Raw genomic sequence first — 14,589 nt, 5'->3', positions numbered from 1 at the left:
GACAAGGTGCAACGGGATGCGTCGCCTTGCGGCAATCGCTCACGCTTCGGCTTCTAGGAAGCGCGTGTCGGCGCATCCGGGTACAGCGTGGCGAGGGTGCGCTCCACGAGTCGCAGCAGCCACGCCGAGATCGCCGCGGCATCCGGCGGACCCGACCGCTTGTCACGAAGCTGACGCATCGCCTCGTGCAGTGCGCCGATCGCCGCGTCGCGCTCGCGCCGGATCGTCTCGCGCCAATGTCCGGGCTCGTCGCCGGCGAACCAGGCGCCGCGTCCGCGCCCGTGGTGCGCGACCGCGAGATAGCTCGTCGCGAGCGTCTCGACGAGCCCGTCGATCGCCGACTCCGACCACTCCAGGCTCGGCCGTTCGACGCCGCGCACGCGGTTGACCGCCGTCGCGAGCCCCGCACCGCCGAGCGCGCCGAGCAGCGCGCCGACCAGCAGCCCGCCGCCCAGCGTGAGCCCGCCGCTCGCGAGATCGGCCTTCAACCCGAGCAGCGCACCGGTGGCCGCGCCGCCCCAGCCGGCCGCCTTGCCCAGGCGCATCGGCGCGTGCTGCAGGAAGTGCTCGGCGAGCCGCTCGCCCACTTCACGGGCCGCGCTGCCGTCGAGGCCGTGCAACGCGATCAGTCGATCGGTCGCGTCGGCCAGGTCGCGGTCGAGCCGCCCGGCCAGCGCGCGCATCGCGATCGCGTTCGGCGTCGCGGCCTCGTCGCGCCGCAGCCCCAGCGCCTGGCCGGCTTCGCGCAGCCGGCCGCTCCAGCCCGCCTCGGCGAGCGGCTCCCGGTCGAGCAGCGCACGCACGAGGCTCGCCGCGAGCACGTCGATCGATGCCCGCAGGCGTGCGCGGTCGCGCTCGCGCCATGCGGCCTGCAGGCGCGCGAAGCAGGGCCGGCGCGCCTCGGGCAGGGCCGCGGCGACGCGATCGAGCAGCCGCTCCTCGTGCACCCAGCAGCGCGAGAAGGCGTCGAGCGCCAGCACGTCGCGCACGCAGCGCGTCTGCGCGGTGCGCGCGCGCCAGGCGGCGACCTGCGCGGCTTCCTCATCGGCGGGGCCGGGCGCGCCGCGTTGGTTCAGCAGCACGAGCACCGGCTTGCGCAGCAGCTCCAGCACCCGCAGCTCGGCGTCGAGGTAGCCGAGCTCGTCGGGCGGCTGCGATGCATCGACCAGGTACAGCACCACGTCGGCCTGCTCGACCACATTGCGCACCGCGCGCTGCGTCATCCAGAAGCCGCGGTCGCGGAAGCGATCCCAGACCTCGCTGAGGAACCACGCGACCGGCGCGCTCGTGCCCGCGAGCTGCGCCAGCCGGCGCGCGAGCCGCACGCTGTCGCCGAAGCCGGGCGTGTCCCAGAGTTCGAGGCGTGCGTGCGGTTCGGCCTCGCGGGCTTCGATCATCAGGTGCCGCTCGGCCTCCTGCGTCACGTGCGCCTCGTCGCGCACTTCGCCGACGTCGCGCTGCAGCAGCGTGCGCGCGAGCGAGGTCTTGCCGACGTTGGTGTGGGCGATCAGGCTCAGCGCGACGACCGCCGCGTCGCCCGGGCTCGGCGCGGCCTTCATCGCGGCACGGCGCCGGCGCGGCGCAGCGTTTCGACGAGCGCGCGCTGCGCCTCGGTGGAGTCGCCTGCGCCGTCGCCCGCGTGATCGACGAACACCGGCTCGAGCGAGGTCGCTTCGAGCAGCGAGCGCCAGGCGCGCCGGCGCTGTTCGACGCGCGCCGGCGCGTCCGGGCCGCTGCTGCGGCGGCGCAGCCCGGTCTCGTCGATCAGCACCGCGGTGGGCGGCGGATCGAGTGCGCGCAGGAACTCGCCGTGCACTTCGGCCTCGGGTGTCGCGCTCGCGTCAAACAGCATCAAGGGCAGCGCGCCGTCGGCGGCGGCGCGCCACGCGGGCGGCACCGCGTCGCCGTAGGCGGCGGGCGCCGCGAGCGTCACGCCGACCGGCCCGCCCAGCGCCGCGGCGAGCCAGGCTTCGAGCCGGGCAGCGCCCGGCGGCTGCACGCGGTGGCCGTAGGGCAGCACGAAGAGCTCAATGCGCTGGCCGCTCAGCTCGCGCAGCAGGCGCTGGAAGTAGGGCGTGCCCAGGTCGATCGGCAGCTCGCGATCGAGTGCGCGGGCACGCCGCAGGCTCACCAGCGCGAGCAGCGCGCGCGGCAGCACGACGACGAGCACGACGCTCAGCGCGATCCGGTGGATCCACGGTGCCGCGTTCTCGCCGGCCGACGCCGGAAAGCGCAGCGCCGCCAGCTGCGCCGCCGACGGCAGCGGCTCGCCGAGCAGCGCGGCCGCCGGCCCGAGCAGCACCGAGACCAGCGCATGCACGCCGCCCGCGTCGAGGAAGGTGCTCTCCCAGCCGGCGCGGTATTCGAAGGCGAGCCCGCGCAGGTAGAGGCCGCCGACGAGGCCGAGCGCGATCGCCGCGGCCAGCGCATGCAGCGCGATCGCGGCGCGCGCGGCGTGCAGCGGCCGCGCCGCTTCGGCCCAGTCGAGCGCGAAGCGCGACAGCGCCGGCGTCTGCCCGCGTGCGCCCGTGAGCCGGCGCGCGACGGCCTGCGCCGCCCGCGCGAGCGCGTCGCGCAGACCGTGGCCGGTGCGCGCCGCCCGCGGCGCCGCGCCGAGCGATCGCAGCGCCTGCGACGCGAGCAGCAGGTAGGCCGCGAGGTTCCAGCCGATCACGCCGAGCAGCGGCAGCGCGAGGATGTTGATGCGCGGCTGCGCACCCAGGCCGTCCAGCGCGATGCCGATGGCGAAAGCCACCCCGAGCGCGGCGCCGAGCACCCAGCCGGGCAGCGCGAAGCCGTCGAGCCATCGCGCGATCGTCGCGTCGCGCTGCGTCAGTCGCTGCGCGGCCAGCCCCGCGCGGCGCGCCAGCAGCGGCTTCGCCGCGGCCGAGCCGCCTTCGCGGCGCCGCGCCTCGCCCGTGGCCCAGGCCGCGTCGGCGGCGGACCACGCCGGCTCGGTGGTCTGCTCGAAGGCCTGGACCAGCAGCAGCCGGCGCGCGCTGTCGGCGTTCACATGCCCGCGTAGTTCGGCCCGCCGCCGCCCTCCGGCGTCACCCAGACGATGTTCTGCGTCGGGTCCTTGATGTCGCAGGTCTTGCAGTGCACGCAGTTCTGCGCGTTGATCTGCAGCCGGTCCTGGCCCGACTCGTTCTTGACGTACTCGTAGACGCCGGCCGGGCAGTAGCGGCTCTCGGGGCCGGCGTAGACGGCGAGGTTGGTGGCGACCGGCACGCTCGCGTCCTTCAGCGTGAGGTGCGAGGGCTGGTGCTCGTCGTGGTTGGTGTTGCTGATGAACACCGAGCTCAACTTGTCGAAGCTGAGCTTGCCGTCGGGCCTGGGGTAGGCGATCGGCGCGAACTCGGACGCGGGGCGCAGCGCCTCGTGGTCGGCCACCTTCTGATGCAGCGTCCACGGCGGGCTCGCGACGCCGAGCTTCGGCAGCAGCCACTGCTCGATGCCGGTCATCAGGTTGCCGACCCACTTGCCCTTCTTGAACCAGAGCTTGAAGTTGCGGCTTTGCTGCAGCTCCTCGTGCAGCCAGCTCGCTTCGAACGCGGCCGGGTAGGCGGCGAGCTCGTCGTGCGAGCGGCCGGCCTTCAGCGCCTCGGCCAGCGCATCGGCGCAGAGCATGCCGGTCTTGATCGCCGCATGGCTGCCCTTGATGCGCGCGGCGTTCAGGTAGCCGGCGTCGCAGCCGATCAGCGCGCCGCCGGGAAACACCGTCTTCGGCAGCGACTGCGGCGTGCCGTTGTTGATCGCGCGGGCGCCGTAGCCGATGCGCTTGCCGCCTTCGAGGTGCGCGCGGATCGACGGGTGCGTCTTCCAGCGCTGCATCTCCTCGAAGGGCGCAAGGTAGGGGTTGCGGTAGTCGAGGCCGATGACGAAGCCCAGCGTCACCTTGTTGCCGGCCAGGTGGTAGAGGAAGCCGCCGCCGAAGGTGTCGTCGGTCATGGGCCAGCCGGCGGTGTGCACGACGAGGCCGGGCCTCGCCTGCGCGGCCGGCACTTCCCACAGCTCCTTGATGCCGATCGCGAAGCTCTGCGGATCGCGGCCTTCGCCGAGCTTGTACTTCGCGAACAGCTCGCGGCCGAGGTTGCCGCGCGCGCCTTCGGCGAACACCGTGTACTTCGCGTTCAGCTCCATGCCGAGCTGGAAGCTGCCGGTGGGCTGGCCGTCCTTGCCGACGCCCTGGTTGCCGGTCGCCACGCCGCGCACGCGGCCCTGGTCGTCGTAGAGGATCTCGGCCGCCGCGAAGCCGGGAAAGATCTCGACGCCCAGGCCCTCCGCCCGCTGCGCCAGCCACTTGACCACGTCGGAGAGCGAAATCACGTAGCAACCGTCGTTGTGCAGGTTGCGCGGCACCAGCCAGTCGGGCGTGCGCGTCGCGCCGTGCTCGCTGAGGAACAGCACGTCGTCGCCGGTGACCGGCTGCGACAGCGGCGCGCCCTGCGCCTTCCAGTCGGGGATCAGCTCGTCGATGCCGCGCGGGTCCATCACCGCGCCCGAGAGGATGTGCGCGCCGGGCTCCGAACCCTTCTCGAGCACCACGACCGAGAGCGCCGGGTCGATCTGCTTGAGCCGGATCGCGCAGGCCAGGCCGGCGGGTCCGGCACCGACGACGACCACGTCGTACTCCATCGACTCGCGCGGGCCGTACTGGTCGAGGAGGGCTTGCGACGTGGCGGGCATGCGGGCGGTCCTGGCAATGCGAAAGCGGCGAAGTTTACGAGGGTGCCTCGCAAAAGAGCACGGTCGTTCGATGACCGCGGGCGGCTCACCGCCCCGGCTTCAGAACGGCACGACCTTGAAGCCGACCACCCGCTCCGCGAACCACACGAGCGCGACGACTCCGGCAAGCGCCGAGCCGGCTCGCAGCAAGGTGCGCGCCGCCGGCCGACCGCGCAGCGGCCACAGCACGAGCGTCGCGAGCGCGACGACCACCAGCTGCCCCGCCTCGACGCCCAGGTTGAACTGCAGCAGCGCCCAGGCCATCGCGCCCGGCGCGAGGTCCAGCTCGATCAGCGGCCCGGCGAAACCGAAGCCGTGCACCAGGCCGAAGACGAAGGCCGCGAGCGCGCGGCGGCCGCGCAGCAGCGGCTTGACGTTGTCGAGCGCGGTCAGCGCGATCGTCGCGGCGATCAGCGGCTCGATGACCGAGGGCGACAGCGCGACGATGCGCAGCGAGGCGAGCGCCAGCGTGATCGAGTGGCCGGCGGTGAAGGCCGTCACCAGCGCCACCATCGCCCACGCGGTCGGCCGCCACGGGGCGCCCTTCGTGCCGAGCAGCACCAGCGGCAGCAGCAGGCAGACGATGAACAGCACGTGGTCGGGGCCGATCAGGATGTGGTGCAGCCCGCTGCCGAAGAAGCCCTCGAGGAAGCCGCTGCGCGCGTCGTGCGGCGCCTGTGCCGGCTCGCTCTCGGTGCCGCTCGGTGCACCGCTCGCCGCGAGGCTCAGCGCCACCGGCGCCGCGCCCGGCGGCAGGCTGCGCAATGCGCCGGTCGGCCTGCCGTCGGCGTCGAGCACCGCGAGCAGCCCGCGATGCGTCGGGTCGGACTCGCGGAACAGCCCGTACGCGAGCACCGGCGCCGGCACGGCCGCGCAATCGCTGGCATAGCGCAGCACCGCGTAGACGCCGTCGGCCTTGCGGTCGAGCGCCAGGCCGGGCTGCGCCTGCAGCTGGCAGCGGCCGTCGTTCAGCCGCAGGTGCGCCGCGACGTGCCCGGCGATCTCGTCCTCGCGCGTGCGCACCTCGCCCCAGGCGAGCCGGCCGTCGGCGTCGCGGTCGAGATCGAGCACCACGTCGAGGTCGCGCAGCGCCACGTCCACTTGCAGCGCGAGGCGGCCCTGCGCATCGCTGCTCGCGCGCAGGTAGGCGTCGCTCGACTGGTGCGCGGCTGCCGAGCCGCCCGCCGCCGCGAGCAGCACCGCGAGCGCGGCGCGCAGGAGCCGGCGGGCGATCAAGACCGGCCCTTCGCGGCCGCCTTCGCCGGCTCGCTGAGCCGCGCGTCGCGCAGGCCGACGCGCTCGGCGAGCGCCGCGACCTCGGCTTGCGCCTTCGCGTCGCCCGCCGCGCGCGCGGCGCGGTCCATCACGACGAAATCCACCGGCTCGCGCTGGCTCTCGAGGTTGACGCGCGCCAGCGCGAGCGCACGCGCCGCGTCGCCTGCGACCTCCAGCGCGAAGCGCGAGCGCTCGCGCGCGTGCACGTTCACCGCCTCCGGCCGCAGCGCCGACTGCGCGTAGCGCGCGGCCATCGTCTCGCGCAGCGCCGCCGCGTCGTCGGTCTTCGCGGCCGCCGCGACGATCGCGCGGCGCAGCAGCGAGGCTTCGCTGTCGAGCTCGAGCGGCGTGCTGCCGAGCAACTGGCGCGCCTCGGCCCAGCGCTGCTGGTCGATCAGCACGTCGGCGAGCGCGAAGCGGGTGTAGCTGTCGTCCGCGTCCTTCAGCGCCGCGCGCAGCGTCGCGGCGGCCTGCTGAGGCCGGCCGGCGCGGGCCTCGAGTTCGCCGAGGCTGGTGCGGATCCAGTTGACCCAGCCCGCGTTGGCCGGCTGCGCGGCGATCAGCGCGTCGAACTCGCGCCGGGCCGCGTCCCACTCGCCGCGCAGGCCGCGGTTCTCGGCGAGGCAGGCGCGCGCGTAGAGCGGCGCGCCGGCGTCGGTCAGGCGCAGGCATTGCGCGTCCGATTCGTCGTAGCGGCCCTGCACCCGCAGGACGGTCGCCAGCGTCAGCAGCGCCTGCGGATGGCGCGGCGAGGCGCGCAGCAGGCCTTCGAGTTCGGCGACGGAGGCGTCGAACTCGTGCAGGTACTGGCGCAGCACCGCGCGCTGCAGGCGGATCTCGACCGGCGCGTTCGCGTCGCCGTCCCAGGCCGCGAGCGCGCCGAGCGCCTGGCCGGCGAGCCGCGCATCGCCGTCGTGGCGCGCGCGGGCCAGCGTGCTGCGCGACAGCGCGAGCGCGGTCGTCGCGTCGCGCGGCTGCTGGGCGAGCTGGCGGCGCAGCTTCTTCTGTTCGGCCGCGTACCCGCCCGTGACGGGCAGCACCTCGACGATCTCGTCGTCGCCGCGCGGCAGCAGCGGCGCGGCGAAGGCACCGCCGGCGAGCAGCACCGCGAGCGTCGACGACAGCAGGTTCTTCATCGGGCGGCGAGTGTAGAAAGGGCCGGCGCATGGCCGGCCCTGCGGAGCAAAGGGCCGACGCGTGGCCGGCCCTGCGGAGCAAAGGGCCGGCATGGGCCGGCCCTGGTTCATCGATCGACGAGGATCACTGGTCGATCGAGGTGCGCGCCGGCTCGAGCGTGTCGGCGTTGTCGGTCGGCGGGTTGAAGGCCGAGAGGTCGAAGGGCTCGCGGCCTTCGAGCGACGAGCCGCCGAGCGCGGCGACGAAGTCGAGGAAGCCGCCGCTGTTGGCCGCGGCGCTTTCGGGCGGTGCGGCCGCGGTGTTGTAGTCGTAGGCGGGCGCGTCGTCGTCGCCGCCGCCAAAGCAGGCGGACAGCAGGGCGACGCTCGCGACCGCCAGCGTCGCCGCGACGCGCCGCCGGTTCCTCGTGGCCCTCAAGCTTTCATGAGCGCTGTTCATGGCATCTCCTGGTGGCTGGCGGTCACGGCGCGGGCGGCGTGCCGGGCAGCGGGGTGTTGAGGTAGGGGAAGCCGGGCAGGAAGGTCTCGGCCGCCTGATCGACCGCGTCGTGCAGGTTGAACACCGTCGGGATGCCGTTCGTGCCGTTGGCGCGCAGCGGCGCCGCAACCGCGCTGGGGTTGCAGGCTGCGCCGAACTTCAGCGCGTCGGTCGTGCCGTTGGCCACGCACAGCCCGCCCATCACCGCGACCAGCGCGATGTCGACCACGTCGTCCTTGGGCCGGCGGCCGTTGGGGAAGCCGGCGTTGTCGCTGCCTGCGGCGAGGATGTTGCCGACGATGCCGAGCCGGTTCTGCTGCGCGAACGCGACCGGCGGGATGGCCGTGTTGAGCCGCAGCATCTCCGAAGGCGTCACCGTCGTCAGCTGGTTCACGCCCTGGATGCCGGTGAGGAAGGCGGCGACCAGGTCGCCCCGGCCGGCGTTGGTGGGCGCGGCCGCGCCCAGGTTCTGCACGGCGCTGATGAGCACCGGCAGCGTCGGGTTGGTCACGTACTGCGCGAACTGCGCGTCGGCGCTCGGCTTGCTGGCGTTGAAGCGGTCCTTGTCCTTCACGCCGATGACCACCTCGTTGACCAGCGGGCTGCCCAGACGCGAGACCTGCACCCACGGGCCCACGTTGAGCGAGCGCGTGTCGTAGCCGCTGCGCGGCGAGCCCGAAAGCAGCTGGCCCTGGCGCAGGCTGGCCGTCTGCCAGCCGCCGATCACCGCGTTGGTGCCGGTCGCGCCGGCGGCGACCGTCAGGCAGTCGCGATGCACTTCGACCGCGAGCGAGGTGACGTTCTTGTTGCCGATGGTGTTGGGCACCGCGCCGATCAGCGTCGGGTCGGTGATCACCGCGAGCGGCGCATTGACCAGATCGAAGATCGTGCCGAGGTTGACCGCGAAGCCTTCCTTGCGCTGGCCTGCGAACACCTTGGCGGGCATCGCGCAGCCGGGGATGGTGGCGGTGTAGACGTGCTGCGCCGCGTAGGCCGCGTAGCCGTTCGGGAAGGTCTTGCTGCCGATGTTGTCGACCGGCTTGTCGAACAGCGCCGCGCCGCCGGAGGCGTTCACGACCGCGGCCTTGGTGCCGGTGCGGCGGTCGCCGCGGACGATGTCGAGCGTGAACTGCTCCCGCACGTTCGAGTTCGGGCTGTTGACCTCGGTGATCGTGCCGCCCTGAGACAGCGGGATCGAGACCTCCGCCCCGAGCGCGGGCACCTTGATGTCGGCCAGCGTGTTCCTGAACTTGAACTGGAAGGTGATGTCTTCGCGGGCGTCGCCGTTGTTGTCGATGTGGATCTCGTACAGCGCGTTCGGATCCATCTTGAAGTAGTTGGGGCCGCCGTAGGCGTCCTGCAGCGGAAAGTAGTTCGCGATCAGCGTCACGTAGCCGTCGCGGCCCGCTTCGTAGCTGCGGAACATGTAGAAGTCGGTGCTGTCGACCTTCGGCGAGTTCGTGATCGCCGGAGCCTCGCGGTGGCTCGATGCGAGCGCGGCGCCGCTGGTCGCGGCGAGTGCGGCGGCGCCGAGGGCAGCAGCCAGCGCGTGGCGGGGGTGCGCGAGAGATGTCATGGTGTCTCCTGGTTCGATGACGAAGGGCGAGGACGAGCCACGCCCCCGATCACCCGCGGGTTGGCAGCGTGTGCCGCCCCATACGCAGGCCCGCTGCGACCGGATGCAGCGCAAAGCGAACTGGCGGCGGCGCGGGCGTCGGGGCAAGTCGCGGACCCGAGCCGGAAAAGCTTGCGTGCCATAGTCCCGAGCCTCGGCCCGCGGCGCAGGCGTGGGCCTCACGAACAAGGGTTTTGTCATGAGCTATGCGATCGATCTTTCGGGCCGCGTGGCCCTGGTCACCGGCGCGTCGAGCGGGCTCGGCGCGCAGTTCGCGCGCACGCTTTCGGCGGCCGGGGCCGCGGTGGTGCTGGCCGGCCGGCGCATCGAGCGGCTGAAGACGCTGCGCGCCGAGATCGAAGGCGCCGGCGGCGACGCGCATGTGGTCGGCCTGGACGTCACCGACCCGCAGAGCATCGTCGCCGCGGTCGCCCACGCCGAGACCGAATGCGGCGCGATCGACATCCTCGTCAACAACTCCGGCGTCAGCACGACGCAGCGGCTCACCGAGGTGAGCCCGGAGGACTACAACTACGTGATGAACACGAACACGCGCGGCGCCTTCTTCGTCGCGCAGGCGGTCGGCAAGCGGATGATCGCGAGGGCCAAGGGCGCGGCGCCGGGCACCTTCACCGGCGGGCGCATCGTCAACATCGCGTCGATGGCGGGGCTGAAGGTGCTCGGCCAGATCGGCGTGTACTGCATGAGCAAGGCGGCGGTCGTGCATATGACCCGCGCGATGGCGCTGGAATGGGGTCGGTACGGCATCAACGTGAACGCGATCTGCCCCGGCTACATCGACACCGAGATCAACCACCACCACTGGGACACCGAGCAGGGCCGCAAGCTCATCGAGATGCTGCCGCGCAAGCGCATCGGCCAACCGCAGGACCTCGACACGACGCTGCTGATGCTGTGCGCCAAGGAGAGCCATTTCATCAACGGCGCGGTGATCCAGGCCGACGACGGCTTCGGCGTGTGATGACACCCACCCCCGTTGCGCCTTCGGCGCTCCCCCTCGAGGGGGCGACGCTGCCGGACCGGCAGAGCCGGGTCCGCGGCGTCTGCCTGCGGGGCTCGTGCGGCGAACCGGCCGCATGAGAGTCCTCGCTTTTCTTGAACTGCGCGTGCTGGGCGTGCTCGTCGAGAAGCAGCACACGGTCGCGGACAGCTACCCGCTGTCGCTCAACGCGCTGGTCGCCGGCTGCAACCAGAAGACGGCGCGCGATCCGGTGATCGAGGCGCGCGACGCCGAGGTGCTCGGCGCGATCGACGAGCTGAAGTCGCTGGGCCTGGTGATCGAAAGCTCGGGCAGCCGCGTCGCGCGCTACGAGCACAACCTCGGCCGCGTGCTGCGCGTGCCGGGGCAGTCGGTCGCCATCCTCGCGACGCTGGCGCTGCGCGGGCCGCAGACCGCCGCCGAGCTGCGCGCCAACGCCGAGCGGCTGCATCGCTTCGCGGACATCTCGGCGGTCGAGGGCTTCCTCGACGAACTCGCGGCGCGCTCGGCCGAACAGGGCGGCCCGCTGGTCGTGAAGCTCGCGCGCGCGGTCGGCTCGCGCGAGGCGCGCTGGGCGCAGCTGCTGGGCGGGCCGGTGGACACCGCGGCGCCCGAGACGGCCGCGGCGGGCGATGCGATCGCGGCCGGCGAGATCGCCGCACTCAAGGCCAACCAGCAGCGCCTGCAGGCCGAGGTGATTCACCTTCGGGCGCAGCTGCAGCGGCTCGCGCTCGAGCTCGGCGTCGATCTGTCCTGACGAGGAGGCTGCCGATGCGGTTCGACCTGCCCGAGGCGAAGAAGCTTACGCACGAGATGACGATCCCGATCCGCTGGGGCGACATGGACGCGATGGGCCATGTCAACAACACGATCTACTTCCGCTACATGGAGATCGTGCGCATCGCCTGGTTCGACGCGATCGGCTGCGCGCCCAACCCTGACGGCGAAGGCCCGGTGATCGTCAACGCCTTCTGCAACTTCATCCGCCAGTTCGAATACCCGGGCGAGGTGATCGCGCGCCACTACGTCGCGAACCCGGGCCGCACGAGCCTCGAGACCTACGTGACGATGTCGAGTGCCGCCGCGCCGCAGCGCATCGACGCGAGCGGCGGCGCGAAGATCGTCTGGACCGACTTTCCGCAGCAGAAGTCGGCGCCGCTGCCCGACTGGCTGCGCGCGCGGGTCCGGTGAACTTCCGAAACATCGGACATCGACGCGCTGGCTAGCATCGGTGACGTCCCCTCCCAACCAGCTGCCATGAAGACCTCCGCGATCAAGCACCTGCTCGTCACTTCGCTCGGCCTCGCGTTCGCCGCGGCCGCCGCGGCCCACAGCTTCCAGGCCGGCGACATCCAGGTCGGCCACCCCTGGGCGCGGCCGACCGTCGCGGGTCAGAAGGGCGGCGGTGGCTTCCTGAAGCTCACGAGCAAGGGCAAGGCCGACCGGCTGATCGGTGCGAGCGCGGCGTTCGCCGAGCGCGTCGAGCTGCATTCCATGAGCATGGAAGGCGACGTGATGAAGATGCGCCCTGTCGACGCGATCGACGTGCCGGCCGGCCAGACCGTCGAGCTCAAGCCCGGCGGCCTGCACCTGATGTTCATCGGCCTGAAGCAGCCGCTCGCCAAGGACAGCAAGGTGCCGCTGAAGCTCAGGTTCGAGAAGGCCGGCGAGGTGACCGTCGACGTGAAGGTCGAGTCGCAGTCGAGCGCGGCCGCCGAAGCGGCCGGCGCGCACAAGCACTGATCAGGCGGGCGCGACGCTCGACGTGGCGTCGAGCGCCCCGGCGCGCGCACCCGCGATCGGCGGCAGCGCTTCGACGAACTGCCGCGTCGCGCGCTCCCACGAATACTGCTCGGCGTGCCGGCGCACGCCGTCGCGCGGCGGTTCGAGCGCGCGCAGGCAGGCGCTGCGCAGCTCGCGATCGAGCGCACCGCCCGGCGAATCGGCGCCGACCACGTCGATCGGCCCCGGCGCCGGGAAGGCGGCGACCGGCGTGCCGCAGGCCATCGCTTCGGCCATCACCAGGCCGAAGGTGTCCGTGACGCTGGGGAAGACCTTCACGTCCGCGCTGCGGTAGAGCGCGGCGAGGCCCGGGCCGTCGAGCACGCCGAACCAGCGCACGTCCTTCGCGGCGCGCCAGCGCGCTTCGAGCCGCGCGCGCCGCGGCGATGAGCGCGTGAAAGCCGGGGGTCACGGGCAGGCAGGAAGCGCCGGCGAGCCCGGCGGCCGATGGGAGGACGCGCAGGTGATGCGCGCGTGACAGCGTCTCAGCTGCCGAGCAGCCGGTGCACCAGCTCCGGCGTCGTCGCCGCGCCGTACTTGCGCAGCAGGCGCGCGCGGTAGACGTCGACCGTGCGCGGGCTCGTGCCGATCGCCTTGCCGATCTGCTTGCTCGTGCGCCCCTCGATCAGCAGCGCGGCGATCTCGCGCTCGCGCGGCGTGAGCTGCGCCGACGAGGCCAGCGGACGGCGCGCCGACAAGTCCTCGAAGGTCCAGATGCCGGCTTCGTGCGGGCGCGCGCGATCGAGCGCGCGGCCGCTCACATGGCACCAGAACAGCTCGCCGCGCGGATTGGCGGGCTCGCGCTTCATGATGCGGTCGTCGGCATAGCAGCCGTCGTCGCGCAGGTTCGCGACGATGCGCGTGCCGGTGTGCTCGAACTCGCCGAGGCTCGGGTAGAGGCAGCTGAAGGAGCGGCCCAGCAGCAGCTCGCGCGGCGTGCGGAACATGCTTGCGAGCGCGAGGTTGCAATCGACGATCTGCCGCTCGCGCGACAGGACCATGCCGATCGGCGCGAGCTCGAAAGCGATGCGGTGGTCGACGGCGCTGGCGGCCTGCGGTACGGCGGCGGCGAGGGGCGTCTGGGCCATGACTTAGGCGATCTTACGTAAGCGCCCCGGCGGTAAATTGCGTGGCTTGCGGGCCTCTTCGCGCCCGCATGGCCGAGGAGCAGCAGCGTGAACAAGGTCTACCCCAGCGCCCGCGCGGCGCTCGACGGCGTCGTGCACGACGGGCAGTTGCTGGCCGTCGGCGGCTTCGGGCTCTGCGGCATCCCCGAAGCGCTGATCGACGCGCTGCGCGACAGCGGCGCGAAGCACCTGAGCGTGATCTCGAACAACGCCGGCGTCGACGGCTTCGGTCTCGGCAAGCTGCTCGAGACGCGCCAGATCAGGAAGATGATCTCGAGCTATGTCGGCGAGAACAAGGAGTTCGAGCGGCAGTACCTCGCCGGGGAACTCGAACTCGAGTTCACGCCGCAGGGCACGCTGGCCGAGAAGCTGCGCGCCGGCGGCGCCGGCATCCCGGCCTTCTTCACCAAGACCGGCGTGGGCACGCTGGTGGCCGAAGGCAAGGAGCTGCGCGAGTTCGACGGCCAGACCTACGTGATGGAGCGTTCGCTCGTGCCCGACGTGGCGCTGGTCAAAGCGCACCGCGCCGACAGGTCCGGCAACCTGCAGTTCCGCCTGACCGCGCGCAACTTCAACCCGGCGGCGGCGATGGCCGGCCGCACGACGATCGTCGAGGTCGAGGAGATCGTCGAGACCGGCGCGATGGAGCCCGACAGCATCCACCTGCCCGGCATCTACGTGCACCGCATCGTGCTCAACGCGAACCCCGAGAAGCGCATCGAGAAGCGCACGATCACGGAACGATCGACCGAAAAGGCAGGGAGCTGACCATGGCCTGGACCCACGACCAGATGGCCGCCCGCGCGGCCCGCGAGCTGAAGGACGGCTACTACGTGAACCTCGGCATCGGACTGCCGACGCTGGTGGCGAACCATGTCGCGAAGGACATCGAGGTCTGGCTGCAAAGCGAGAACGGCATGCTCGGCATCGGCCCGTTTCCCACCGAGGACCAGGTCGATGCCGACCTGATCAACGCCGGCAAGCAGACCGTCACCACGCTGCCGGGCTCGAGCATCTTCGGCAGCCACGACAGCTTCGCGATGATCCGCGGCGGCAAGATCAACCTCAGCATCCTCGGCGCGATGCAGGTCAGCGAGCGCGGCGACCTCGCCAACTGGATGATCCCCGGCAAGATGGTCAAGGGCATGGGCGGCGCGATGGATCTGGTCGCCGGCGTCGAGCGCTGCCTCGTGCTGATGGAGCACGTCGCGAAGAAGAAGGACGGCGGCATCGATCTCAAGCTGCTGCCGCAATGCACGCTGCCGCTCACGGGCGTCGGCGTGGTCGACCGGATCATCACGGACCTGGCCGTGCTCGACGTGACGCCCGAAGGCCTGAAGCTGGTGGAACTGGCCGATGGCGTGACGCGCGAGGAGCTGCAGGCCAAGACCGGCGTGCCGATCCACTGACTTCGCCGCCCCTCCACTGGGGCGGCTCGTGCGAGCGGC

14 protein-coding genes and 1 pseudogene are annotated in these 14,589 nt (G+C 72.3%); 6 read left to right on the top strand and 9 right to left on the bottom strand.

The features are described from left to right. Positions 1 to 53: 53 nt before the first annotated feature. The 7 genes from VFR90_RS10930 to VFR90_RS10900 all read right to left on the bottom strand — a co-directional run bounded on the left by VFR90_RS10930 (position 54) and on the right by VFR90_RS10900 (position 9,193). A complete protein-coding gene (locus tag VFR90_RS10930; protein WP_326406162.1) occupies positions 54 to 1,559 on the bottom strand; it encodes a GTPase in 1,506 nt (501 codons plus the stop codon). Beyond that, entirely contained in the window at positions 1,556 to 3,013 is a 1,458-nt protein-coding gene (locus VFR90_RS10925; protein WP_326406161.1) for a DUF2868 domain-containing protein, read from the bottom strand. The genes VFR90_RS10930 and VFR90_RS10925 overlap by 4 nt, the downstream gene beginning before the upstream one ends. Further along, the gene (locus VFR90_RS10920) at positions 3,010 to 4,689 is read right to left on the bottom strand and encodes an electron transfer flavoprotein-ubiquinone oxidoreductase (RefSeq protein ID WP_326406160.1); all 1,680 of its coding nucleotides are present in this window, start codon (positions 4,687 to 4,689) and stop codon (positions 3,010 to 3,012) included. The genes VFR90_RS10925 and VFR90_RS10920 overlap by 4 nt, the downstream gene beginning before the upstream one ends. A gap of 99 nt (positions 4,690 to 4,788) precedes the next feature. Then, a complete protein-coding gene (locus VFR90_RS10915) occupies positions 4,789 to 5,964 on the bottom strand; it encodes a HupE/UreJ family protein (protein WP_326406159.1) in 1,176 nt (391 codons plus the stop codon). Further along, positions 5,961 to 7,139, bottom strand: coding sequence for a tetratricopeptide repeat protein (locus VFR90_RS10910; protein ID WP_326406158.1), 1,179 nt, complete (start codon positions 7,137 to 7,139; stop codon positions 5,961 to 5,963). The genes VFR90_RS10915 and VFR90_RS10910 overlap by 4 nt, the downstream gene beginning before the upstream one ends. Positions 7,140 to 7,263: 124 nt before the next feature. Beyond that, complete coding sequence (locus VFR90_RS10905) at positions 7,264 to 7,578, bottom strand: hypothetical protein (protein ID WP_326406157.1); 315 nt, start codon at positions 7,576 to 7,578, stop codon at positions 7,264 to 7,266. Positions 7,579 to 7,600: 22 nt separating this feature from the next. Beyond that, the gene (locus VFR90_RS10900) at positions 7,601 to 9,193 is read right to left on the bottom strand and encodes a DUF4331 domain-containing protein (RefSeq protein ID WP_326406156.1); all 1,593 of its coding nucleotides are present in this window, start codon (positions 9,191 to 9,193) and stop codon (positions 7,601 to 7,603) included. Positions 9,194 to 9,431: 238 nt separating this feature from the next. On the opposite strand from VFR90_RS10900, the gene VFR90_RS10895 reads away from it, so the two are divergent. From VFR90_RS10895 to VFR90_RS10880, 4 genes are all read left to right on the top strand, one after another. Next, the gene (locus VFR90_RS10895; RefSeq protein ID WP_326406155.1) at positions 9,432 to 10,214 is read left to right on the top strand and encodes an SDR family oxidoreductase; all 783 of its coding nucleotides are present in this window, start codon (positions 9,432 to 9,434) and stop codon (positions 10,212 to 10,214) included. Positions 10,215 to 10,329: 115 nt separating this feature from the next. Further along, positions 10,330 to 10,989, top strand: a complete 660-nt coding sequence (locus VFR90_RS10890) for a YceH family protein (protein ID WP_326406154.1) — start codon at positions 10,330 to 10,332, stop codon at positions 10,987 to 10,989. Between the two features lie 14 nt (positions 10,990 to 11,003). Then, complete coding sequence (locus tag VFR90_RS10885; RefSeq protein ID WP_326406153.1) at positions 11,004 to 11,423, top strand: acyl-CoA thioesterase; 420 nt, start codon at positions 11,004 to 11,006, stop codon at positions 11,421 to 11,423. Between the two features lie 66 nt (positions 11,424 to 11,489). After that, on the top strand, positions 11,490 to 11,975 hold the full coding sequence (locus tag VFR90_RS10880; RefSeq protein ID WP_326406152.1) for a copper chaperone PCu(A)C: 486 nt from the start codon (positions 11,490 to 11,492) through the stop codon (positions 11,973 to 11,975). Here the strand turns inward: VFR90_RS10880 and VFR90_RS10875 are convergent. After that, positions 11,976 to 12,380 (bottom strand): annotated as a pseudogene (locus VFR90_RS10875) (glycosyltransferase); the annotation flags it as partial. It lies immediately after the preceding gene. A gap of 119 nt (positions 12,381 to 12,499) precedes the next feature. Continuing rightward, positions 12,500 to 13,102 (bottom strand): LuxR C-terminal-related transcriptional regulator, encoded by a 603-nt coding sequence (locus tag VFR90_RS10870; RefSeq protein WP_326406151.1) that lies wholly within the window; start codon positions 13,100 to 13,102, stop codon positions 12,500 to 12,502. 87 nt (positions 13,103 to 13,189) lie between these two features. On the opposite strand from VFR90_RS10870, the gene VFR90_RS10865 reads away from it, so the two are divergent. Both VFR90_RS10865 and VFR90_RS10860 read left to right on the top strand, forming a co-directional pair. Beyond that, positions 13,190 to 13,909, top strand: a complete 720-nt coding sequence (locus VFR90_RS10865) for a CoA transferase subunit A (RefSeq protein WP_326406150.1) — start codon at positions 13,190 to 13,192, stop codon at positions 13,907 to 13,909. A gap of 2 nt (positions 13,910 to 13,911) precedes the next feature. After that, positions 13,912 to 14,550 carry a CoA transferase subunit B gene (locus VFR90_RS10860; RefSeq protein ID WP_326406149.1) on the top strand — a complete coding sequence of 213 codons (639 nt, stop codon included), beginning with the start codon at positions 13,912 to 13,914 and terminating at the stop codon, positions 14,548 to 14,550. Positions 14,551 to 14,589 lie beyond the last annotated feature (39 nt).

It is taken from the genome of Methylibium sp., from assembly GCF_035762065.1.
Lineage (GTDB): Bacteria > Pseudomonadota > Gammaproteobacteria > Burkholderiales > Burkholderiaceae_C > Methylibium.
The sequence above is the reverse complement of the archived record's forward strand: the minus strand, read 5'-3'. Positions and strand labels throughout refer to the sequence as shown.